The following is a 21,839-nucleotide window of genomic DNA, read 5'->3' as shown; positions in this document are numbered from 1 at the left end:
TACCGCTTTGATTAGAGCTCAAATTTTAACAGAGGGCAAAGCGGCGACATCCTGCCGCTAGCCGAAAAGTAACGATAAATTTGAGCTAAATTTCACTCAAATTTATCGTTAAAACCGCGTCAAATTTACCTTAGATGCCCAAATTCCGGTCTATACTCAAAGTGCATCGTATCAAAGCTAACCCAGCGCCCGCCCCAGATGAAGCCGTGCTTTTCAAAGACGCGCACGATCTCCTCGGGGATTTGATTGCGGTAGCGGCCGCCCTTGCTCCAGCGCCAGTAGTCGCTTTTGTCGGTATTTATGTCGATCGCGATGCCGTAGGAGTGGGAGCTCTTGCGCTTTGTGCCCTCGATCACGCGCCAGTTAAACGTACCTGATGGATTATCGAGAAATTTTAGCAGCTCTGGCTTTTGCAGGGCTAGTGCGTCAAGCTCGTTTGAAACGGCTTGTAAAGCAGCTGCCGCGCCGTTTTTGGAGTTAAATTTAAACGTCTTGCCACCATGATTTTTTAGCCAAACGACGTCCGTTAAATTTGCCTTTACTTCCGCCTCATTCGCGCCGTAAATTTTATCCAAAAGCTCGTAGTTTCGGTATCTACCCGCGTCATTGCTAGGTAGTGCTAGAGGCTTAAATAGCGGATAAGGCTGCGCAAAAGTGTCCTCGACGTCGGCAAGATTTAGCAGGTGCGCAGTATCTTTTATCTCGCCGTCGTCAAATTTGATCTTAGTGCCGTCTGAAAAAATTACCTCGTTGCCGACTATTTTCACGCCGTAAGCTTTTTCGATCGCCGATTGTTTCGCGCGCTGCGCCTCTTCGCCGCTAGCTATTTCAAAGGTGTTCATGGAGTTTATACGCGAAACTAGCAAACGTTTTGGATCGATATCGGAGACATCCGAGCCGATTTTTAGCGTCGTGATCGCCACGCCGCCGATCATGGCCCTGCCGTTATCTTTCGTGCGGATACCCCAGACGTCGTGTACCGCAAGCGGTTCGTCTCCGCGCAGACCGGCGTAGAGCATGATGTGTCCATTCATGTGAAACAGCGTTCTATACGGCACTGCCTGCGTTTTGATGACATTTAGTTTTTCTTCCGCGCTTAGATTTGCTAGGCTTACGACCTTGCCGATTTGACCTTGTGCCTTTGAGTTTCGCGGCAACCACACGCCAAAGCTACCGAGAAAATCCTGCAAAAACAGCGAGCAGTCGCGCTTACCGCCAAACCCGCCCCAGCCGTAGCTTTGCCCGAGCAGCGATGATGCTAGCATTCTTACATTTTCGTCGCTAAATTTAAGCGGAAAGCGGCTAGCACTTTGTTTTGAGATCTCGTAGTTTCTTAGCCCGTTTTGGGTCTGGATTTTGCCGTAAAATTTAAACTGATCCTCGCTTTGAAAGGGCAAAATCGCCCCTATGCGCCCGTAAAACAAAAAGTTGCCGTTTTTGTCGTAGATAGGCTCTTCGTCTTTGATAATGCTTAAAAATTTAGAGTTTTTTAGCTCTTGCACGGCGTCTGCGCTTAAAATTTTGATTTCGGTCGATTTCACCCAGGCCCATGCGGCGTCGCTACCTACGAATGCCCACGCGCCGTCGGCCGAAAAGTGCGAAACGTAAAGCGGATATCCGATAGAGACGAAAGATAGCTGGGCGTAATCAAACGGTAGTCCCTCGCCGGCGCGTGCCGGATTATAGAGTACGGCCTCGTCGGTCGGTATATTTCGCAGGCTAGTATTTGCTGTCGTTATCGCAGGTAGAGAGACTTTACCGAAGCTCTCCACATTAGCGTTTTTGCGCACTTTTTCAAACCATTCGTTCGGGATTTTGCGCATATTTGAGAAATAATACTGCCTTTTTGCCGTATTTTTATAGTAGTCCAGAGCCCAAAATGCATCTTTTGCGGTGGTTGAGGGTGCTTTTAGATCAAGCGAATTAAAGCGTTTTTGTAGCAGTGTTTGGCCGCTACTTTGAGCCTCAAAAGGCAGTATCGGCAACGCATTTATATTTTGATCGACGTCAAATTTTAGATAGCTGATGTGGCCTAAATTTTCGTCCGCACTCTCCTCGGGCATATCGTATGCCGACGCTGTATTGGCACCTTGATCGGGTAAATTTACCGCACTAGAGGCATCTTTTGACGATGCGCAACCGCCTAGCATTACTAACGCTACCGCCGTAGAAAGCATAAATTTATTAATTTTCAATCTTACTCCTTAAAAATAAGCTATAATTTTACAAAAAGTTAGGGAAATTTGTGCTAAATCAGCTCTTAGAAATATTAAAAAAATCAAATGTTTTTCTCACCGGGCGCGGCGGAGTAGGCAAAAGCCACCTCACGCAAGCTGTTATCAAGCACTATAAAAGCGAACTAAAAAACGTAGTCGTACTTGGCAGCACCGGCATCGCGGCGGTAAACGTCGGCGGAGTGAGCGTGCATAGTTTTTTTAAATTCGGCATTTGCTCAAGCCTTGAGGAGTTAAGAGGCTACGACCGCAAACAGCGCGGGAAACTCGGCGAACTAAAAAAGATGCTAGACGCCTGTGATCTCATCGTGATAGATGAGATCTCGATGATCAGCGCGGGGCTGATGGATATGATTTATTACCGCTTGATGAGCTCGCGATTTGTCGGGCGCGTGATGCTCGTGGGCGACTTTTATCAGCTACCGCCCGTGCGAAAAAACGGCGAAGACGGTAGCTCGCTCTTTAAATTTCACTACGCTTTTAACTCAAGCTCGTGGCATGAATTTGAGTTTAAAAATATCGAACTAGTCGTCTCAAAACGTACGAAAGACAAGAAATTTTACGATATCTTATCTATGCTTCGCGTCGGGCGACTGAGCGAAGAGGTGTTTAGCTATATCGAAAATTTACGCGTGCCAAGCGTGCAGGTAGATGACGATACAAGCGTGCTTTTTGGGCGAAATTACGAAGCCGACGAGCTAAATAACAAGATGCTCTCTAAACTACCCGCGCCGCTTGAAAGAGCCGAGGCGCTAGTGGAAATTTACGATGAAAATTTAAACGAAAACGCGCTGGATCGCTGGATCGCAAATCTCTACGCGCCTGAAATTTTAAATATAAAAATCGGCGCGAAAGTTATATTTACCGTAAATAAATGGGGCGAGTACTATAACGGCGAGCGCGGGCAGATAATGCAAATTTTAAAAGAAAACGGCGAGATAAAAAGCGTCATCGTGCAAAAAGCTAACGGCGAGATCGTCGAGGTGGAGCGCGCGAGATTTGACATGAGCGAATTCGTGATGGCGGGCGAACATCTCGAAGAGCGCGCTAGGGCGTCTTTGACGCAGTTTCCGCTAAAGCTAGCCTACGCGATCACGATACATAAATCCCAAGGCATGAGTATTGAAAATTTAGTCTGCGACCTAAATCATATCTTTGCCAACGGGCAGCTCTACGTCGCGCTCTCGCGGGTGATCGATCCAAAAAAGCTTAGGATATTTTACGGCAAAAGTCGGCCGTTTAGAGAGTATTTGCAAAGCGTCGTTAAAATAGACGAAGAGGTCGAGAAATTCTATCTCGAAAACAAATTTGAAAACATTAAGGAAGACGTATGAAAAAGATTTTTGCGTTGGCTTTTGCCGCGGTTATGGCCTTTGCCGAGACGCTAAATATCGACAACTTTGAAACCGATCTGTACTCCAGAGATGCCAAAAGCTCGATCAAAAAAGTAAGTATAAGCCTGCGTCTGGAGGGGCGCGACGTCGTGGATAACGAAGCCTACGTGCTTGACGCGCTAAACGTCGTTATCGGTAGCTTTTACGTCGAAGATCTGCTAACTTCGCTCGGCAAGGAAAAATTTAAAGAAACGCTAGCCAAATACACTGCCAAAAAGCACTCGGTCGATATCGACGAGGTACTCATCATCTCGCTAAAAACCGTGCGTGAACCAAATATCGAAGAGCTGCTTGAAGCGCTAAAAAACGTCAAAACTACGGGTTCAAAAAGATCGCAAAAAGAGCAGGTCGAGGATATCTTGCGAGGAAATAAAAACCAGCTTAAGCCGATGGATTTAAATCAGATAGATGATTTTGGCAAGGATTTTGGCGAGCATTAGGCTTAATAACGGCTTGCCTCGAGCCTTTTTTGATAAATTGGTAAAATTTGACTTAATGAACTATCAATTTATCTTTGCTAAATTTTATTATACGGCGCTAAAATCATCTAGCTTTGATTAACTTTTGACTATCTATCTCAATTTGAAGTCAAATTTACGATTTTTATTTACTTATACATACGTCTTCACAACACTGAATTTGATGTAGTCAAATTCATTTTTCCGATATTTTATTTGTACTGAAAATTGTTTAAATATCAATCGTCTTGGCTTGGTTTGTAGATGAAGCGGAATAAGTAATCTGTAATGTGCAAAAAGATTTTGGCGATATTTCTTTGTGTTTGAGTTATGGCGGTATGCGCTCTAAGGCTAAACATAATATAAAACACAAGCTAGACTCGCCATTAAATTTAGTCAAAACTCGCTATAATCTCCAAAAGGACATAAAATGATAAAAATTCTGATGATAGAAGACGACCTGGAGCTGGCGGAAATTTTGACCGAGTTTTTAGCAAAAAGCGATATGAACGTAACGACGGCGGAGGAGCCGTATATCGGGCTTTCGACATTAAACGTAGAAAAATTTGACCTCGTGATCCTAGACCTCACGCTACCGGGACTTGACGGCCTAGAAGTGTGCAAAGAGATCCGAAAGCGCCACGACGTACCCATCATCATCTCAAGCGCGCGCCACGACATCACCGACAAGGTAAATGCCCTAGATAACGGCGCGGACGACTATCTGCCAAAGCCTTACGACCCGCAGGAGCTGCTAGCTCGTATCAAAAGCCATCTGCGCCGCCAAAGCACTGTAGCGGGTGCAAATTTAAGCGGTACAAAAGAGAGCGCACGCGAGAAAGACATCGCAGTTGATGATTTTAAACACGTCATCACGCTAAAAGGCGAGCCGTTAAATTTGACCGCGGCCGAGTACGACATCCTAAAATACATGCTACAAAAAGAAGGCGGCGCCATCACGCGCGAGGAGTTCATCTACAACTGCGCGAGCATCAGTGAGGACTCGACGAACAAGAGCATCGACGTCATCATCGGACGCATCAGAGGCAAGCTGGGCGACGACCCAAAAGAGCCAAAATACATCCACGCCATCCGCGGCATCGGCTACAAGCTGATGCAGTAAATTTGACTTAAAGCCCCGCAAATGAAACGCTCATCGGTTTTTTACACTATCACTTTTATCTTTGCTTTGGCGCTAACAAGCATATTTCTCGCGTTTTTGTGGCTGATGGACTACGACAAGCAAAATTACGCGCGCGAGCTAAACGCCAAGTACTCTACGATCGCTAGAAATCAGCTATTTTTGATGAGCGGTATCATAAACGAAAAAGAATACGAGCGTCAAACGGGCGACTTTAAGATGCCTGAGATCACAAACGAGCAGCAAAAAGAAGAGATCCTAGCAAACGCAACAGTGCTTGAGGAGATCTCCGCGGACATCGGCTCTAGCGCTATAATGATCTATCAAAACCACCACTATCTCAAAGTCCAGCACGTGGATAAAATCCTGCTTTTAAAGGATAACGACTACCAGCCATACCGCTACGACATCATCAAGATCATCTTTTTGTTAGTCGCGATCATACTTTTGGCCGCTTACGTTTTTGTTATCAGGAAGCTAAAACCGCTAAGAAAACTAAAGCGCCAGATAGCCAAATTTGCCGCAGGCGAGATCGACGAAGTGCAAAACGTCAGCAGCGGTAACGACGAGATTTCCGAGGTTGCGGAGGCATTTTACGACGCGGTGTCCCAGATCAAAAACCTAAACGCATCGCGCAAGCTGTTTTTAAGAAACATAATGCACGAACTAAAAACGCCGATCACCAAAGGCCGCCTCGCTGCCGAAATGATCGAAAAAAGCAAAAACCAAGAGCGACTCGTGTCGGTGTTTATAAAACTTGAAAATCTCATAAACGAATTTGCCGCAGTCGAGCAAGTCACATCAAACATCGCGCTGAATAACACCAAAATTTGCCGTATCGACGACGTCATCGACGAGGCTCTGGATATCGCAATGGTCGATCCCGGACAGGTCACGATCAGCAAACTAGAGGACGTGAGCCTAAACGCCGACTTTAAGCTGCTAGCGATCGCCGCCAAAAATATGATCGATAACGCGCTAAAATACTCCCCAAACAAGCACGTAAATATAACTATCACGCGCGAATCTATCAAATTTATCAACGAAGGCGAGCGGCTGTCAAAGGAGCTGCGGCACTACGTCGAGCCTTTTACCAAAGGCGAAAGCGCACAAAAGAGCTTTGGCCTGGGGCTCTATATCGTAGAAAATATAATCAAAGCTCATAAGCTAACTCTAAGCTACGAATACAAAAACGGGCTAAACGTGTTTAGCTTTGAAAATCTGCAAAATATCGCGGCGTAGGCGTAAATTTGAGCGTTTTGTCAAATTTGCGGCACGCGTGGTAAATTTAAGCTAAAATTTAAAACGAGTCACATTTGCTTAAATTTTAAAATTTAGCGTATCGTTTGCGACTAACTAAACTCCAAATTTTGAGCTATAAATTTGGCGCTCGTTTCAAATTTATAGTCAAATTTAGCAACCGTTCACTACTCATAATAAAAAGACTTTACGGGCGCGAAATTTAGCCCCGCTTTTTCACGCAGCGCGTAAAAATCAACCTCGCCGCCGCGAGATTTAAACTCAAAATAGCATTCGTAAAGCTTTACGAAGTATTCAAACCCTAAGTTTAGCCGCTCGCTTATCTCGTGCTTTTGCATTACGTCGCGAGCTTTGCGGATTAGTTGCTCATAGTATGGGCGCTCGATCAGGCAACCCTCAGGAAAGTGGTGCACGCCCCAGTCTAGCACGTCTAATAACATGCAAAAGTATAACTCCACAGTTCGTGCGTCGCAATGCTCATGGCGGTATGCACGGCGCAAAAGCTCATTCCTATCAAGCTCCTGCAAGCCGCGCGTGCAGATCTGGTACGCCCAGCGCAGATGCGGCATCTCGCCTGCGTCGCAACGCCCTTTTAGATACTCGTCGACTAGCTCACCGAGCTCAAAAGGTAGCTCGCCGTTGCCGCGGTTTTTTAGATTTTTTAGCTCGCTTTTATTTTCGTCTAAAATTTCGCGGCAAAGTTCGCCTAGTGCACGGTCACGCTGCGTCTGGCTAAATTCGCTTTTAAATTTACTCACAGTGCCCTTTAGATGCTCGTTTGCTGGCTTTTTTAGCCCGCATCGTATAGTTTTATATACTCGCAGAGCTCAAATTTTAGCCATCTAAAAGCGTCCGTATGCATTTATTTTCCTTGTCTGTGTAAATTTATCGCGTAAAAACCACGACCTCGCCGCGCTCAAAGGCGATCTGCCGTCCCGCTAGATACAGCTCGAAGTAGGGCTTTAAGAAGTCCTCCTGCGGCCTTTGCGCGTAGTTTGGATACTGCAAGTGTGCAGGTAGCAGGTAGTCGCAGTCGATCGAATAATACGCTTCGCCGAGCACCCATAGCTTCGCATCGAGCCCCTGCGAATCTATCATCCACTCGCCCCGTATACGGCGTTCGCAAGTTCATCTTCATATCCCTAAAGTCAAAACTTTCCTGCACGCGCACGGATTTTACCCGCTCAAGCATCTTTAAAAGCTCGCTCTTGCCTAGAAATTCTGCGAAAATTTTTAAATTTCGAACGCGCGCTAAAGCTAGGCTCTTAAGCGCTTCGCCACTAAATTTCGGATCCTATGGCGGGCAAAAATACCCGGGCGCCACGCCCCGACCAAACGCCTCTTGCGTCTGCTACGCCGTGACTGCGTAGATCGGCATTATGCGTGCTTGCGCAGCTCGGAGTCGTTTTGCAGCAGCGCAAACATCGCCTCCACGCCGACTCCGTCAGGCATAAAGCACTGAAAAAGCCCGTAAAACTTATCCTGCAGATCTATCTCTTTGCAATCTAAGTCCTGCAGCCTCGTCAATGCGGCGCGCGTACTCGAAATTCGTCATTTTCGCCTCAAATTTGGATTAAATTTTGAGCATTATATCTTAAAGGGTCTCAAATTTTTGCTTGCAAATTGATACAATTCACTTCAAAACAGCAGTCGAATATGGAGTAAATTTAGCATAAGTGCCGACCTTAAGCATGGCTTTCTAAATGCCGTAAGTAAATTTAGCAACCGTTGCAGTATAAAAAACATAGGCAAACTTACGGCTACTACTTGGTTGTGGATACTTTGTACGATGTACAATTTCTAGTTTGGATGGTAAATTTGACGCCGACTGCAGCTTAAATTTAAAAATTTACACGCACGAGAATAAAAACTTGAACGAAAATAATTTAAAGCGGCGTGTTTTTATATAAATAAAATTTCGCCGCTTTTTATATAATTCAAAAAATAGACGAGCCAGCGCGATCAAAACAGCAAATTTTTATTCGCTCAAATTTAACCCAAAAGCATTTCACTAAAATACCGATTTATTCATTCCTAAGCGTCTCGAGCACGTTTATCTGAGCGGCTTTTTTAGCAGGGTAAAACGACGAAAACGCCACAATAACGACCGCTCCGATCAAAATCATAACAAGATCGAGCAAGGATAACTCCATAGGAAGCTTCGCGCTGCCGTAAACGTCGGCTGGCAAATTTACGATATCAAAGCTACCGAGCAGCCATACGCCAAAGAGCCCGAGCACGAGCCCAAACACTATCCCGCCTCCACCTATCGTGGCTCCTAGGGCAAAAAAGCTCTTTTTGATCTCGGCCTTGCTAGCGCCCAGCGAGAGTAGTAGTGCGATCTCTTGGCGGCGGTTCATGACAGTCATGAGCAGCGAGCTTACGATATTTAGCGAGGCAACCAGGATGATGAGCATCAAAACTATAAAAAGCGCGCGTTTTTCAAGCGCCAAAGCGGAGAAAAAGTTGCCGTTTTGCTGCCACCAGCCGATAGCTTTTTGCCCCAGACGTAGCTCGCGCGAGATCTTTTCGATGTCGACGAACGGATCGTTTGAAAACACGTGTATGCCGTCAAATTTACCCTCGTCGTACTCAAGTATCTTACGCAGCGCCTCGACACTCGTGTATAGATAGCTTTTATCGTAGGCCACAAGCCCCGAGCTAAACGAGCTCACGACGTCAAAGCGCTTCATTTTGGGCGTTAGCGCGAAGCCGCTCGGGTCGTTTTTGGTAAAAATGAGCGTGAGTTTGTCATTTTCGTTTATCATCATCTCATTTTTGACGCCTTGCCCGACGAGCAGGCCGTATCCGTCTAGCTCGCGGTCACCAAGACCGGCTGCTACGACCGAGTTTATCTGCTTTTCGTCGGCTGAATTTACGCCAAAAAGCAGTCCGCCCTCGAAGCTATTTGCGCCTTTGATGATAACTTGACTCATGATGTACGGGCTAAATTTGAGATTCGGAAACTTCTGTTTTAGCTCGCTAACGTCGCTCTCGTCGATGTTGCCGCGTATGGTGGAGAGGATTGTGATCGGGTAGTTCATCGTAAAAAGTTTGCGCTCAAATTCTTTATCAAAGCCGTTCATGATCGCCATCGCAACGATGAGCACCATGAGCCCGACGCCCACACCTAGAAACGCCAAAAGCGCCGAAAGCATGATAAACGGCTGGGTTTTGTCAAACCGTAGATATTTAAAAAGTAGATATTTGGTTAGGCTCATTTGTTTTTCCGTTGTTTTAAATTTGGGCTTTGGCTTGCTCGCTATTTTTGCGTCGCTCGATTTTATTTTAAATTTACGACAAGCGCGTTAAATTTATCTACTCACACAAATTTGACGTCAAATTTCAAAAACCGCTTACAAACGCTAGGCGCTTTAAATTTACGTTACGATTCCGCGCCGCTATAAAAAAGGCGGCAAATTTAAATGCTAAATTTAGCAAGTCGCCGCCAAAACGCCAAAGCTAAATTTTATCCCAATCCTCAGCAAAAGCTCCTTTTTTAGGGCCGCTCTTGCCGTGGCAGTCTTTGTATTTCTTGCCGCTTCCGCACGGGCACGGGTCGTTTCGCGATACTTTTTTACCAGGCTTTTCTTCACTCTCAGGTGCACCGACGGTCTCGCTATCTTGCACTTCCTGCGGTGCAGACTCACTAGGCTCGGAGAAGCTTAGGCGCACGGCCGTTAGTATCTTGATGCTCTCAAATTTGATGCGACTAACAAGCTCCATAAAGAGGTTAAAGCTCTCTTTTTTATACTCGGTGAGCGGGTCTTTTTGATTGTAGCCGCGCAGTCCGATGCCGGTTTTTAGGATGTCCATCTGATATAGATGTTCGCGCCATGCAGTGTCTAGTACTTGCAGGCAAAGCACCTTTTCTAGGTATCTGCGCTGACCCTCGCCTATGACGCCCATTTTTTCTTCATAGTCGGCTTCAAATTTAGCCGTTATCTTCTCGGCAAGCTCGGCGTAGTCGAGATCTTTTAGGTCATCTGGCCGCATGAACGCGCCGCTTGAGATTATCACGGAGCTTAGTTTTTCGAGGTTGTATTCGCTCTTTGGCTCGCCTGCGTAAATTTCGGCCTGAGCTAGCAGATGCTCGACAAATTCGGCACGATTTTGTTTGATTTTTTCGCCAACTTCAAAATTTGGATCAAGTAGCTCGTTTCTAAATTTATACACCGTTTTTCTCTGCTCGTTTGCGACGTCGTCGTACTCGAGGATGTGTTTTCGCGCTTCAAAGTGCAGGCTTTCGACCTTTTTTTGCGCATTTTCGACGGCTCTTGTGACCATTTTTGAGTCGATGCTTTCGCCTTCTTCGATACCAAGGCGCGTCATTATCGCCTTGATGCGGTCGCTACCGAATATCCGAAGTAGATTATCCTCAAGGCTTAGATAAAAGCGGCTCACTCCGGGATCGCCCTGACGTCCAGAGCGGCCTCGCAGCTGGTTGTCGATACGGCGGCTTTCGTGCCTTTCGGTACCGATGATGTATAGACCGCCTAGGTTTCGCACCTCGTCGTCGATACGGATATCTACGCCGCGTCCGGCCATATTCGTCGCGATCGTAACCGCGCCGCGAGCGCCGGCCTGAGCGATGATCTCGGCCTCTTTTTCGTGGTTTTTAGCGTTTAACACGGAGTGCGGGATCTTTTCTTTTACGAGTAGGTTATGCAACTTTTCGCTCTTTTCGATCGAGGCGGTACCCACGAGTACGGGCTGACCGCGGTCGTGAGCTTTTTTGATCTCGTCGATCACGGCTTTAAATTTCTCGTTTTCCGTTTTATAGATGAGATCGTTGTTGTCTTTTCTGATTACCGGCACGTTTGTCGGGATGGATACGACGTCAAGCTTGTAAATTTGCGAAAACTCGGTCGCCTCCGTCTGCGCCGTACCCGTCATGCCCGATAGTTTTTTGTAAAGTCTAAAGTAGTTTTGAAATGTAATATCGGCTAGCGTTTGGCTCTCTTCTTGGATCTTTACGCCCTCTTTAGCCTCGAGCGCTTGGTGCAAGCCCTCGCTAAATCTTCGACCTTCGCTAAGACGTCCCGTAAATTCGTCGACTATGACGACTTGCCCATCACGAACGACGTAGTGCACGTCCTTTTCAAAGAGATTGTGCGCTTTTAGAGCTTGGTCTAGATGGTGGCTCAAAATCGCGTTTTCCATATCGTAAAGATTTCCCACGCCAAAGAGCTTTTCAGCCTTTGAGATGCCTTCTTCGGTGATCGCTATCGTGCGGTTTTTTTCATCTACGGTAAAGTCGCCCGTAGCCTTTTCTTGCGGAGTCGCAGGCGGTTCGCCTCGCTTCATCTGGCGCGCGACCTCGTTTGCTTTGATGTAGCCATCTAGCGTGCGGTTTGTAGGGCCCGAGATGATGAGCGGCGTCCTGGCCTCGTCGATGAGGATACTATCGACCTCATCCACGATGACGAAGTTGTGCTCTCTTTGCACCTTGTCTTTGAAATCCATTTTCATATTATCGCGTAGGTAGTCAAAGCCGAATTCGTTATTCGTGCCGTACGTTATGTCGCTGTCGTATGCGGCTTTGCGCGCTGCGTCGTCATATTCGCCGCCTAGTATCACGCCGACGCTAAGGCCTAGAAATTTATAAATTTCGCCCATTTGCGTCGCGTCGCGCTTAGCTAGGTAGTCATTTACGGTCACGACGTGCACGCCCTTGCCGCCCATCGCGTTTAGTACGACGGGCAAGCTTGCTACGAGGGTTTTGCCTTCGCCCGTTTTCATCTCGGCAATCTTGCCGTCGTTTAGCACCATGCCGCCGATTAGCTGAACATCGAAATGGCGCATATTTAGCGTTCTTTTACCAACCTCTCGCACGATGGCAAACACATCGTCTAGCAGCTCGTCCTGACTCTTTTCTCCGTTTTGCACCTGCGCTTTAAATTCGTTAAATTTTGCTTTCAGTTCATCGTCGCTCATCGCTTGATATTTGCTTTCAAGTGAGTTTATGTAGGCGACTCGTTTGAAATATTTTTTTACTTCCCTGTCGTTTTTTGTGCCAAATACCTTCTGCATAAACGCCGTTATCATTTTTAGCCTTTTTAAATTTTGTTAAAGCTTGGATTTTAACATTTTATTATTTAAACTTAGCTAGAATTTCGCCCGATAAAGGAAAATATATGAAAAAAATTTTAGCATTTTTGCTCTTTTGCGCCTCGGCTTTCGCAGTTACGTTAAATTTCGTCACGCTTCAAAGCGACTTCGTGCAAACCATCACGAGCGAGAACGAAACGGTTGATTATTTTGGTAAATTTTACGCAAAAAGTAACAACCGCGCCTACTGGATCTATGAGCGTCCGACGCCTAAAAAAATCTACTTTGATAAAAACCGCGTCGTCGTGATCGAGGATGCGCTCGAGCAAGCGATCATCTCAAAATTTGAAAAGGCGCCCAATCTAATCGACGTCGTTAGAAACGCGGTTAAGATCACTGATACGCTTTATAAAGCCAAATACGACGGCGTAGAGTATCTAATCACCGTCAAAAACTACATCCCGACAAGGATCGACTACGAGGACAAGCTCGGCAATAAAATCAAAATCACGCTAAGCAACACAAAAAAGGATTTTAAGATAAACGATGATTTGCTGACGCCGGTGATACCGTCGTATTATGATGTCATAAACCAATAAAGTTAATGCCTTGAGAAGCTACGTATATAGTGTAGCTTTGCTGGTTTTGTATATTTTCGTCAATATCAGCCTATAAAAATGGATGCGAAAATTATTAAAAATTTGAGAGATCGCTCGTATAATATTGTACTATTTTATTCAAAAACCAAAAATAGCGTTATAGTGCCTACGAAGATCAACTTTAAAAAAATGTAAAAATACCAAAAACACGTGGCGTATAAAATGAAAATTATAGTGCGTAAAATTTAGTGCCTTTAATTTTTCCGCTAGATTTTGTCTCTGAATTTTGCTATCAAATTTGTCATATGAAATTAGAAAATTTAACTGTTGATGTTCTAATAGTATAAAATTTAAAACGTACTAAAATTTAATTGAAGAAAAAGGCGCAGTTTCCCGCGCCTAAAGGTAGAAATTATTTTATAACAAGACCTTGGAAAAGTCCGCCGCGATTAACCCAAACGAGGGTCTTTTTGCCTTTCGCGTTTGCTAGGGCTTTGTTAAAATCATCCATATTTTTGATATTTTCCTCGGCGATTTGTATGATGATGTCGCCTTTTTCAAAGCCGATTTTTTCAGCATTCGAGCCCGCTTTTACGTCAGTTACTAGGATACCGGCAGCGTCTGCAGGTAGGCGGTATTTGTACCTTGCGTTGTCGTCGATCGCCGTGACGCTAAGACCCTCGATAGCCGTGCCGTTTTTTGCCGCCGGAGCGCTTGATTTCGCGTTTGCGTTAGCTAGTTTTATCTTGGCGGTTTCGATTTTACCGGAGCGTTCATAGGTTAGCGTGATCTCTTTGTTTGGAGCTAGCGAGCCGATGAGATTTTTTAGATCATTTGCGTTTTTGATCTCTTTATCGTCGATTTTGATTACGAGATCGCCTCGTTTTAGTCCCGCAACATCCGCAGGAAGGCCGCTTTCTACGCTGCTAATGAGCGCGCCTTCTTTGTTTTTGTATATCTCTTTTTGCTCTTCGTTTAGATTTGCTATCATCACGCCGATATATCCACGCTCAATCTTGCCGTCTTCGATGAGTTTTTTGGCGATATCTTTAGTCATATTTGACGGGATAGCAAAGCCGATGCCGTTGTTTCCGCCACTGCGGCTAAGTATGGCTGAGTTTATGCCTACTAGATAGCCGCGGCTATCGACTAGCGCGCCGCCCGAGTTACCCGGGTTTATCGAGGCGTCTGTCTGGATGAAATTTTCGTATTGATTTAGACCGATGTTGTCTTTATTTAGGCCGGAAACTATGCCCTGAGTGATACTGCCGCCTACGCCGAACGGATTTCCGATGGCAAATACTATATCGCCTTCCATTAACTTAGCCGAGTCGGCAAATGGTATGGCTTTTAGCTCTTTTGCGTCTATTTTGATGATGGCTAAGTCGGTTTTAGGGTCGGTGCCGACGATTTTGGCTTTATACTCTTTGTCGCTATCTAGCAGCGTGACGACGATCTCGTCGCTATCTTCTACGACGTGGTTGTTTGTCACGATGTAGCCGTCGCTAGATATGACGACGCCTGATCCCAGCGAGCTGCTTTTTTGTTTTTCTTGAGGGATATTAAACTGAAATCCGAAAAAGTCCTTGAAAAACGGATCGCTAAACATATCGTTCATATCTGCTACGTTGCTGCTGACGGTTTTTGTGGTGGAGATATTTACGACTGATTTTTTAGCGTCGGCGATAGAACTGTTGTAGGACAGTACGACGTTTTTGTTAAATTCCGGATTTACTCTAGTGAAATCCTCTGCTGGTTCGTTAAAATTTATGCTTGCGGCAAAGATTGCGCAAGAAGTAGCCAAAGATAATACGGTTATCTTTTTCATTACTTTTCCTTTTGATAAAATTTTTTCAAAGCGCGATTATATGGCGCTAAGCTCAACGTAAAGTTAATTATTATTTAAGTCGTTTAAAATCGTTTTATTTACTATACTTGATTGACATACGCTAAACTTTTATGCTATAATCGCTGTAAAATTAATTGACTATAAGGACATAACATGAGCAATAGTCTTTACGAAACGTTAGGGGTGTCCGAAAAGGCCACCGGCGACGAGATCAAAAAGGCCTATCGCAGGCTGGCTCGAAAGTATCATCCCGATATCAACAAAGACCCAGGCGCGGAGGATAAATTTAAAGAAATAAACGCCGCGTATGAAATTTTAAGCGACGAAAAAAAGCGCGCGCAGTACGACAGGCACGGCGACGCGATGTTTGGCGGGCAAAATTTCCATGACTTTGCGAGCAGCTCGGGTATGGGAAATTTGGACGAAATTTTAAAAAATATCTTCGGCGGAGGCGGTTTTGGCGCCTTTTCTAGCAGAGGCGGATTTGGTGGCTTTAGGCAAACTGGCGGATTTAGCGGTTTTGAGGACGATGAGGATCTAGACTCCCGCGCAAAGGTAACTATCCCGTTTGACGTAGCGGTAAAAGGTGGCGAACACTCGATAAATTTTAACGGCGAAAACATCAAAATAAAAATCCCAAACGGCATAAATGACGGCGAAAAGCTACGCATAAAAGGCAAAGGTAGCGGCGGACGCGGAGATCTGATACTAACCGTAAATATCGCGCCTAGCGACGAATACGAAAGAGACGGCGACGATCTATATAAAGACGTGCTAATCCCGCTAAAAACGATGATGTTTGGCGGTAAGATAGACGTAAAAACGCCTAAAAAAGACGTAACGATAAAAATCGCCGAAAACTCAAAATCCGGGCAAAAAATCAGGCTTAAAGGATACGGCGTGCAAAATAGAAAAAGCGGGATATTCGGCGATCTGTATCTGCGAGCGCGCGTGTCATTGCCGGACGTAAATGCCCTAGACGGCGAGCTAGCCGAACTTATGAAGCAAAAACTCCCGGAGGCATAAGATGAAACAATACGAAGAACCAGTATATCTAATCAGCGTCGTAGCAAAGGTGCTCTCCATACATCCGCAGACGCTGCGCCAATACGAGCGCGAGGGGCTGCTAGAGCCATCAAGAACCGAGGGCAAGATGCGTCTTTACTCCGAAAAAGACATGGATCGTATCAAGATGATACTGAGTCTAACGCGCGATCTGGGTGTAAATTTAGCAGGCGTGGATATCATCTTGCAGTTAAAAGAGCAGATCGAGCAGTCTGAAGTCATGATAAAGCAGATGAAAGAGGAGCTGGCTAAAATGGAGCAGGGCGGCGTGCCGTCTAAAAAGGCTCTGGTAAAGCGCAAAAATAGCTTTGATCTCATCTTTTATGATGATAAAAATTAATCCTTTTTATCGTTAAAAAAGGTAAAATCGGGTAAAATTTACTTACAAAACGCGCCAAATTTGAGGCTTTAGTGGTACTAAATTTAGCCTTAAATTTGCCCCGCTTTGAACTCAAATGAGGGACAATGTTAGAAACTTTTTTACTATTTTTTTCTATTCTACTTATCGCTTGTATCGTCTCTAGCAAGGTTTCAGATAGATTCGGTATCCCGTCGTTAGTCGTATTTTTGGCGGTTGGGATGCTGGCTGGCTCGGACGGACTGCTAGGCATCGCCTTTGATAGCCAGCTCATCGCTCATGATGTGGGCATAATCGCACTTATTTTTATCCTCTACACTGGCGGGCTTGATACGAATTTAAAATCGATAAAGCCTATCATGATGAGTGGCATCATGCTCGCGACCGTTGGCGTCGTGCTGACGGCGGCTCTGGTCGCACTTTTGGTTAAATTTTTACTAGGGCTAACTTGGCTTGAAGCCTTGCTTTTTGGAGCGATCATCTCCTCGACCGACGCTGCGGCGGTGTTTGCGATCCTTGGAGCGAAGGAAATTTTGCTAAAAAATAACATCCGACCGCTTTTGGAGCTAGAATCTGGCTCAAACGATCCGATGGCGATTTTCCTCACTGTCACAATGATACAAATCATCGCCCTAAACACCGTCCCAGACGCCTCTGACATCACTGTCGCACTCATCAAGCAGTTTTTACTCGGCGGGCTGATGGGCTATGTATTTGGCGTCGCGCTACCTGGGCTTTTTAACCGTCTAAGGCTTGAGTACTGGGGGCTATATCCTGTTTTTTCGATGGCTTGGGTGATGCTTTTATACGTGCTAGCGGGCAAGGTCGGCGGCAACGGCTTTTTGGCTGTTTATATCGCGGGTATGTTTATAAATAAAAAAGAGTTCGCGCATAAGAAAAATTTGATCGGTTTTCACGACGGTATCGCGTGGGCGATGCAGATCGTCATCTTTTTGACGCTGGGACTTTTGGTAAATCCTTCTCAGCTGCCCGCCGTCGCGCTTGCGGGCACAGTGATCGCGTTTTGGATCATGTTTATCGCGCGTCCGGTGGGCGTTTTCGCGTCGTTACTTTTTTCGCGTTACAACGTGAAAGAAAAGATGTTTATCTCGTGGGTCGGGCTTCGCGGCGTCGTTCCTATCGTACTTGCGACCTATCCGTTCGGGGCAAATTTGCCAAACTCGGAGCTGATTTTTAACACGATATTTTTCGTCGTGTTCGTCTCGATCATCATCCAAGGTATGACGCTAGAAAAGGTCGCGCAAAAATGCGGCGTCAAAGAAGAGGTCGTAGCCGAAGAGGTCGAGATGTCGAACTTGCCGATCTTTTACCACACTTTACGTCAGCACACTATACGCTTTGACGCCGAAGTCGTGGGTAAAAACCTAGCCGAGCTCGAGCTTCCTAGCGACTTTTTGGTGCTACTCATCAAGCGAAAGGGCGAATACATCAAACCGACGGGCTCATCAGTATTTGAGGATGGCGACTTGCTACTGATCCAGTGCGAGGACGAAAACAAATACAACGAAACCTTAAAGACGTTTACGGCGTAAATTTGTTGCCATTTGCGTAAAATTTAAAGAAAGGAAATAGAAATGAAATTTGAGGAAATGACCTTATCTACATTTTCAAGCGCATTTCGTAGAATAAGAAATAAAAAAGGACTTAATAAAAATAAAGAGAAAGGCGTTAAAGATGAAAAATAAAGCACTAATTATAACTTTACTTTTAAGCGCGTTTAATTTAAGCGCTTTTGCTAAGGTTGATTGCGATGACCCGAAAAATAGACCTAAATATATTGGGGGGGGGTTATGATGGGCGGCAAGGAAGAGTGCGGCGTTAATCGCGGCACTGCGGAGCGCGCCAAACGCGAGCTTGATATGACTATCGGCAGAAACCCAGTAACTGGCAAGGTAACGTCAAAAGCCGAGCTAGCAGGCGGCGACAAAGCTACTAATAAGCTTGAGGCAGCGCAGCAGAATTTCGGTAAGGCTAAAACCGAGCTTGAGGAAGCAGAAAAGGTTTATACCGATGACGCCAGCGTTAAAAACTCTCGCCGGGTAGATAAGGCACGTAAAGCGTTTAAGCAGGCGCAACTAGACTTAAAGGCGGCGGAAGAGATAAAGGAAAAAGCCGATAAGAACAAGGACAAGTAGCCTGCTCAAATTTGAGTTTGGACGAGCCAAGGATCAAGAGGGAAGCCCTCTTGATCAAATTTAACAATCTAGCGTTTAGCCCCAGGGCGGTGAAACCGCCGAAGGGGTATATTTGAATTTAGCTTAAATTTAGCCGAATTTATCTTTCAAATTTAGCCTTATTTTACTCCAAAGCCTGCGCCAGATCGGCGATGAGGTCGTCGGCGTTTTCTAGGCCGACGCTTATTCTGATTAGTTCTTTTGTTATGCCAGCTTTCGTTAGCTCCTCGCTCGAGAGCTGCTGATGCGTAGTGGAGGCCGGGTGCGTGATGAGTGACTTTGAGTCGCCGATATTTACGACGATTTTAAATAGCTTTACTTTGCCCAGCATCTTTACGGCGCGTTCAAAGCTATCGGTTTCAAAGCACATTAGCCCGCTAGCCATACCGTCTTTAAAGTATTTTTGCGCCTTTTCGTGCTCGGGATCGCTTTTTAGCGCAGGGTAGGTTACGCGCTTGACATGTTTATGCGAGTTTAAAAACTCGGCGATCTTGCGCGCATTTTGCGAGTGTCTCTCGATACGAACGCTTAACGTCTCAAGCCCCTGTATCAGCTGCCATGAGTTAAAAGGCGAGATCGTAGCGCCTATGTCGCGCACCAAAGCCACTCTCATGCGCAGCGTATAGATGTCAAATTTATCCGCCATTTGCGCGTAAACTAGCCCGTGATAGCTCTCATCAGGCTCGTTAAAGTGCGCGTACCTGGCGTTACCGACTAACTTAGCGTTTAAATTTTTGCTAGCGACGACCGCGCCAGATAGGCTTAGACCTTGGCCGCAGATATATTTGCTAGCGCTATGCACGACGACGTCTACGCCGTGATTTAGCGGCTGGAAAATGATCGGCGTAGGCACGGTGTTATCGGCGATCGTTACGACGCCGTGCTTGTCCGCGATCTCGACGATCTTTTTAAAATTTGGTATTGCGATTTGCGGGTTTGATAGCGTCTCGAAAAATATCGCGCGAGTTTTATCGTCGATCAAATTTTCAAGATCGTCCGCGCTGTCGCTGTCAAACACTCGCGCCTCGATACCGAAACGCTTAAGCGTGTGCATAAAAAGAACCATCGTGCCACCGTAAATTTTCTTTGCCACGATGATGTTGTCGCCGACTGCGGCTAAATTTGCGATCGAGTAAAAAATCGCCGCCTGACCGCTGGCCGTCACGATAGAGGCTGAGCCCTCCTCGAGCGCGGCTATACGGCTCTCTAGCACGTCCGTCGTTGGGTTGCCCAGCCTTGTATAGATGTGGCCAGGAGCTTCTAGCTGAAATCTCGCCGCGGCCGTCTCGGCGCTACCGAAATCATAAGCCGTAGTCTGGTAAATCGGCACCGCCATGGCGCCGGGGCCTGCCTTGGTGTCGTAGCCATAGTGCGTGGCGATCGTCTCTTTTTGCATCTTTTCTCCTTGTAAAATTTGCGCGCATTATAACCGCTAAATGTTTAAATTGGTATAATTGGGCTTTTGAAAGGAAAAAATGGCTGAACAAAACGACAAATTTAAGCGCGTAAAATACCTGCGCGGCTTGGAAAAATTCGCAAAAGCAGCGATTAGCGCGCTAAAAAGAGAGGATTTTAACGAGGGCGAATTTCGCGCTAGGGTCGGCAAAAACGCCGAAATTTTACGCAAGATCGAGCCCGTTTTTTTAGATAACGCCTACTCGAAATCTCTTGAAAATTTCGTAAATTTGGTCGTAAAAGGCGGCGAGAGAGCCGAGCTAATAGCCTACGCCAACGCGCTAGAAAAGCTAAAAAATCAAAAAACGTATAAAAAAGAAAAACATAGAAAAAAATATAAGGACGAAGAGTGAAATGCGTGATATTTGACATGGACGGCACGCTCATAGATAGCGCAAAAGCGATCTGCAAGACGGTAAACGAGGTGCGGCGCGAGCTAGGGCTTGATGGCGATCTGGCGGCCGAGTTTATCGTAAAGGCCATAAACGAGCCGGGGCGAAATTTGGGGCTTGACTTTTACGGTATCGATAAGCCGGATATGAAACTGCGGGATAACTTTGAAGCCAAATTTAAGAAAAATTACCGCGAATACGCTACTGCATATGATGGCGTCGATGGACTGCTAGCAGGACTAAAAGAGGCGGGGCACTTCGTCGCTCTAGCTAGCAATGCGCCAAGATATACTTTGGATGAAATTTTACAAAGAAGCAGAATATTTAAATTTTTTGATCTTATAGTAGGAGCGGACGAAAACGTACCTCAAAAACCAGATCCCGCGATGCTAAATTTGATATTAAAATCAGGAAAATTTGATAAAGCGATATTTGTCGGAGATAGTAAAAAAGATGAGCTTGCCGCACGCAATGCTGATATGAAATATCTAAACGTTTGCTGGGGCTTTGGTAGTCAAAGTCCAAGCTGCGACAATGTCTTTACGGTGGCTGAGGCAGCCCTATATATCGAGAAGTTATAAAAATTTAGCGTATTATAGTGCGTATGATTTTAGGTAAGATTTTACAAAAAATAGTATGTATTTTAAGATTTACAAAAGGTTTTAAAATTTATGGATTATGATATATTTTCTCAAAGTCCGAGAGAAAAATTCTTTGAAATTTTATTTAACGCGAACAAAAACTTAGTCGAAAACGAGCTTGAAAAGACCTTTGAAAAATTTATCGCAATGAGCGAATTTTGTGAAAAAAACGGCTTTGACGAAACGGCGCAAAATTCGTTTATTTCTCAAAATCAAACCCTGATAAATGAGCGTCTAAACGACATTTATATCGGGCTTAGTGGGGATATTTTAAGTCAAAATGAGTAAAATAGCCGTTATATTTTCGTTGTTTTTATCGCTGGCTTTCGGCGCGGTAAATTTCGAGGAAGAGCACCTTTTTGAGCTCAAAAAAGACGAGTGGGCACGGGTTTTCGTCACTAAAAAGGGTACGGACGAGCGTGAGAGCTTCGACTTTCGCTGGACGCTTTTTGATAACACGAACATTATCGTTCATTCGCGCTACCGAAACTATCCTCGCCAGCTTGTTATGTCGCTAAGGCGCGGCCTTGAAACCTATAAGCAGACTTTGATACCTGACCTCAAGTATCCGCCTAGCGACCGCGTCGCGCTTTATCTCGTTTTTGAGGATTTTAAGCAAGGCGTGGCGAAATTTCGCGTGCTGATAAACGACGATGAACAGCGCGTGGACGTAGAGTTTTTGGACCCGCCAAAAAAGCAGGGCGGCGCTCAAAACAGCGCGCAAAACGCCAGATAAAAGCAAAATTT

At 45.5% G+C, this 21,839-nt stretch carries 21 protein-coding genes; 13 read left to right on the top strand and 8 right to left on the bottom strand.

From position 1 onward, the window contains the following. Positions 1 to 125: 125 nt before the first annotated feature. Positions 126 to 2,195, bottom strand: coding sequence for a bifunctional C40 family peptidase/M15 family metallopeptidase (locus CSUNSWCD_RS09145; protein ID WP_009496051.1), 2,070 nt, complete (start codon positions 2,193 to 2,195; stop codon positions 126 to 128). 50 nt (positions 2,196 to 2,245) lie between these two features. On the opposite strand from CSUNSWCD_RS09145, the gene CSUNSWCD_RS09140 reads away from it, so the two are divergent. The 4 genes from CSUNSWCD_RS09140 to CSUNSWCD_RS09125 all read left to right on the top strand — a co-directional run bounded on the left by CSUNSWCD_RS09140 (position 2,246) and on the right by CSUNSWCD_RS09125 (position 6,469). Further along, on the top strand, positions 2,246 to 3,568 hold the full coding sequence (locus tag CSUNSWCD_RS09140) for an ATP-dependent DNA helicase (RefSeq protein ID WP_009496050.1): 1,323 nt from the start codon (positions 2,246 to 2,248) through the stop codon (positions 3,566 to 3,568). After that, complete coding sequence (locus CSUNSWCD_RS09135) at positions 3,565 to 4,068, top strand: hypothetical protein (RefSeq protein ID WP_009496049.1); 504 nt, start codon at positions 3,565 to 3,567, stop codon at positions 4,066 to 4,068. Before CSUNSWCD_RS09140 ends, CSUNSWCD_RS09135 begins: the two co-directional genes overlap by 4 nt. A gap of 448 nt (positions 4,069 to 4,516) precedes the next feature. Beyond that, on the top strand, positions 4,517 to 5,209 hold the full coding sequence (locus tag CSUNSWCD_RS09130) for a response regulator transcription factor (RefSeq protein ID WP_009496046.1): 693 nt from the start codon (positions 4,517 to 4,519) through the stop codon (positions 5,207 to 5,209). Positions 5,210 to 5,230: 21 nt separating this feature from the next. Next, positions 5,231 to 6,469, top strand: a complete 1,239-nt coding sequence (locus CSUNSWCD_RS09125) for an ArsS family sensor histidine kinase (RefSeq protein ID WP_009496045.1) — start codon at positions 5,231 to 5,233, stop codon at positions 6,467 to 6,469. Between the two features lie 185 nt (positions 6,470 to 6,654). Here CSUNSWCD_RS09125 and CSUNSWCD_RS09120 read toward each other — a convergent pair whose 3' ends face one another. From CSUNSWCD_RS09120 to secA, 5 genes are all read right to left on the bottom strand, one after another. Then, positions 6,655 to 7,245, bottom strand: coding sequence for a hypothetical protein (locus tag CSUNSWCD_RS09120; RefSeq protein ID WP_009496043.1), 591 nt, complete (start codon positions 7,243 to 7,245; stop codon positions 6,655 to 6,657). Between the two features lie 127 nt (positions 7,246 to 7,372). Continuing rightward, complete coding sequence (locus CSUNSWCD_RS09115; protein WP_009496042.1) at positions 7,373 to 7,585, bottom strand: hypothetical protein; 213 nt, start codon at positions 7,583 to 7,585, stop codon at positions 7,373 to 7,375. Between the two features lie 279 nt (positions 7,586 to 7,864). Beyond that, positions 7,865 to 8,014, bottom strand: coding sequence for a hypothetical protein (locus tag CSUNSWCD_RS11470; RefSeq protein ID WP_009496040.1), 150 nt, complete (start codon positions 8,012 to 8,014; stop codon positions 7,865 to 7,867). A 497-nt stretch (positions 8,015 to 8,511) separates the two neighbouring features. After that, positions 8,512 to 9,708: an ABC transporter permease gene (locus CSUNSWCD_RS09105; protein ID WP_009496038.1), complete on the bottom strand. Its 1,197-nt coding sequence runs from the start codon at positions 9,706 to 9,708 to the stop codon at positions 8,512 to 8,514. A gap of 241 nt (positions 9,709 to 9,949) precedes the next feature. Then, entirely contained in the window at positions 9,950 to 12,535 is a 2,586-nt protein-coding gene (secA, locus tag CSUNSWCD_RS09095; RefSeq protein WP_009496036.1) for a preprotein translocase subunit SecA, read from the bottom strand. A gap of 89 nt (positions 12,536 to 12,624) precedes the next feature. On the opposite strand from secA, the gene lolA reads away from it, so the two are divergent. Next, positions 12,625 to 13,137 carry a LolA-like outer membrane lipoprotein chaperone gene (gene lolA, locus CSUNSWCD_RS09090; RefSeq protein WP_009496035.1) on the top strand — a complete coding sequence of 171 codons (513 nt, stop codon included), beginning with the start codon at positions 12,625 to 12,627 and terminating at the stop codon, positions 13,135 to 13,137. A 412-nt stretch (positions 13,138 to 13,549) separates the two neighbouring features. Here lolA and CSUNSWCD_RS09085 read toward each other — a convergent pair whose 3' ends face one another. Further along, entirely contained in the window at positions 13,550 to 14,965 is a 1,416-nt protein-coding gene (locus CSUNSWCD_RS09085; protein WP_034964762.1) for a Do family serine endopeptidase, read from the bottom strand. 174 nt (positions 14,966 to 15,139) lie between these two features. Between CSUNSWCD_RS09085 and CSUNSWCD_RS09080 the strand changes: the two genes are divergently transcribed. From CSUNSWCD_RS09080 to CSUNSWCD_RS09065, 4 genes are all read left to right on the top strand, one after another. After that, entirely contained in the window at positions 15,140 to 16,012 is an 873-nt protein-coding gene (locus CSUNSWCD_RS09080; RefSeq protein ID WP_034964760.1) for a DnaJ family protein, read from the top strand. Position 16,013: 1 nt separating this feature from the next. Beyond that, the gene (locus CSUNSWCD_RS09075; protein WP_009496030.1) at positions 16,014 to 16,391 is read left to right on the top strand and encodes a heat shock protein transcriptional repressor HspR; all 378 of its coding nucleotides are present in this window, start codon (positions 16,014 to 16,016) and stop codon (positions 16,389 to 16,391) included. Between the two features lie 125 nt (positions 16,392 to 16,516). Next, positions 16,517 to 17,962: a potassium/proton antiporter gene (locus CSUNSWCD_RS09070; RefSeq protein WP_009496028.1), complete on the top strand. Its 1,446-nt coding sequence runs from the start codon at positions 16,517 to 16,519 to the stop codon at positions 17,960 to 17,962. Positions 17,963 to 18,220: 258 nt separating this feature from the next. Further along, the gene (locus CSUNSWCD_RS09065) at positions 18,221 to 18,565 is read left to right on the top strand and encodes a hypothetical protein (RefSeq protein ID WP_244263922.1); all 345 of its coding nucleotides are present in this window, start codon (positions 18,221 to 18,223) and stop codon (positions 18,563 to 18,565) included. A 163-nt stretch (positions 18,566 to 18,728) separates the two neighbouring features. Here the strand turns inward: CSUNSWCD_RS09065 and CSUNSWCD_RS09060 are convergent, their stop codons facing one another. Next, positions 18,729 to 20,000, bottom strand: a complete 1,272-nt coding sequence (locus tag CSUNSWCD_RS09060) for an O-acetylhomoserine aminocarboxypropyltransferase/cysteine synthase family protein (protein ID WP_009496026.1) — start codon at positions 19,998 to 20,000, stop codon at positions 18,729 to 18,731. 79 nt (positions 20,001 to 20,079) lie between these two features. On the opposite strand from CSUNSWCD_RS09060, the gene CSUNSWCD_RS09055 reads away from it, so the two are divergent. From CSUNSWCD_RS09055 to CSUNSWCD_RS09040, 4 genes are all read left to right on the top strand, one after another. Beyond that, positions 20,080 to 20,412 (top strand): hypothetical protein, encoded by a 333-nt coding sequence (locus CSUNSWCD_RS09055; protein WP_009496025.1) that lies wholly within the window; start codon positions 20,080 to 20,082, stop codon positions 20,410 to 20,412. Next, positions 20,409 to 21,032: an HAD family hydrolase gene (locus tag CSUNSWCD_RS09050; protein WP_009496024.1), complete on the top strand. Its 624-nt coding sequence runs from the start codon at positions 20,409 to 20,411 to the stop codon at positions 21,030 to 21,032. Before CSUNSWCD_RS09055 ends, CSUNSWCD_RS09050 begins: the two co-directional genes overlap by 4 nt. 90 nt (positions 21,033 to 21,122) lie before the next feature. Next, entirely contained in the window at positions 21,123 to 21,380 is a 258-nt protein-coding gene (locus tag CSUNSWCD_RS09045) for a DUF2018 family protein (protein WP_004321218.1), read from the top strand. Next, positions 21,373 to 21,828, top strand: coding sequence for a hypothetical protein (locus tag CSUNSWCD_RS09040; protein ID WP_009496023.1), 456 nt, complete (start codon positions 21,373 to 21,375; stop codon positions 21,826 to 21,828). The genes CSUNSWCD_RS09045 and CSUNSWCD_RS09040 overlap by 8 nt, the downstream gene beginning before the upstream one ends. The last annotated feature ends 11 nt before the right edge of the window (positions 21,829 to 21,839 follow it).

Source organism: Campylobacter showae CSUNSWCD (assembly GCF_000313615.1).
GTDB classification, from domain to species: domain Bacteria; phylum Campylobacterota; class Campylobacteria; order Campylobacterales; family Campylobacteraceae; genus Campylobacter_A; species Campylobacter_A showae_A.
Note: the sequence above shows the minus strand (reverse complement) of the source record. Positions and strands in the feature narration are given on the sequence as shown.

Bases quoted from the DNA above. Each gene is read 5' to 3' on its own strand.
- CSUNSWCD_RS09085 (WP_034964762.1), bottom strand. From the start codon at position 14,965: ATGAAAAAGATAACCGTATTATCTTTGGCTACTTCTTGCGCAATCTTT.
- CSUNSWCD_RS09040 (WP_009496023.1), top strand. From the start codon at position 21,373: ATGAGTAAAATAGCCGTTATATTTTCGTTGTTTTTATCGCTGGCTTTC.
- CSUNSWCD_RS09115 (WP_009496042.1), bottom strand. From the start codon at position 7,585: ATGATAGATTCGCAGGGGCTCGATGCGAAGCTATGGGTGCTCGGCGAA.
- CSUNSWCD_RS09045 (WP_004321218.1), top strand. From the start codon at position 21,123: ATGGATTATGATATATTTTCTCAAAGTCCGAGAGAAAAATTCTTTGAA.
- CSUNSWCD_RS09065 (WP_244263922.1), top strand. From the start codon at position 18,221: ATGATGGGCGGCAAGGAAGAGTGCGGCGTTAATCGCGGCACTGCGGAG.
- secA (WP_009496036.1), bottom strand. From the start codon at position 12,535: ATGATAACGGCGTTTATGCAGAAGGTATTTGGCACAAAAAACGACAGG.
- lolA (WP_009496035.1), top strand. From the start codon at position 12,625: ATGAAAAAAATTTTAGCATTTTTGCTCTTTTGCGCCTCGGCTTTCGCA.
- CSUNSWCD_RS09105 (WP_009496038.1), bottom strand. From the start codon at position 9,708: ATGAGCCTAACCAAATATCTACTTTTTAAATATCTACGGTTTGACAAA.
- CSUNSWCD_RS09075 (WP_009496030.1), top strand. From the start codon at position 16,014: ATGAAACAATACGAAGAACCAGTATATCTAATCAGCGTCGTAGCAAAG.
- CSUNSWCD_RS09080 (WP_034964760.1), top strand. From the start codon at position 15,140: ATGAGCAATAGTCTTTACGAAACGTTAGGGGTGTCCGAAAAGGCCACC.
- CSUNSWCD_RS09070 (WP_009496028.1), top strand. From the start codon at position 16,517: ATGTTAGAAACTTTTTTACTATTTTTTTCTATTCTACTTATCGCTTGT.
- CSUNSWCD_RS09125 (WP_009496045.1), top strand. From the start codon at position 5,231: ATGAAACGCTCATCGGTTTTTTACACTATCACTTTTATCTTTGCTTTG.
- CSUNSWCD_RS09135 (WP_009496049.1), top strand. From the start codon at position 3,565: ATGAAAAAGATTTTTGCGTTGGCTTTTGCCGCGGTTATGGCCTTTGCC.
- CSUNSWCD_RS09060 (WP_009496026.1), bottom strand. From the start codon at position 20,000: ATGCAAAAAGAGACGATCGCCACGCACTATGGCTACGACACCAAGGCA.
- CSUNSWCD_RS09055 (WP_009496025.1), top strand. From the start codon at position 20,080: ATGGCTGAACAAAACGACAAATTTAAGCGCGTAAAATACCTGCGCGGC.
- CSUNSWCD_RS09130 (WP_009496046.1), top strand. From the start codon at position 4,517: ATGATAAAAATTCTGATGATAGAAGACGACCTGGAGCTGGCGGAAATT.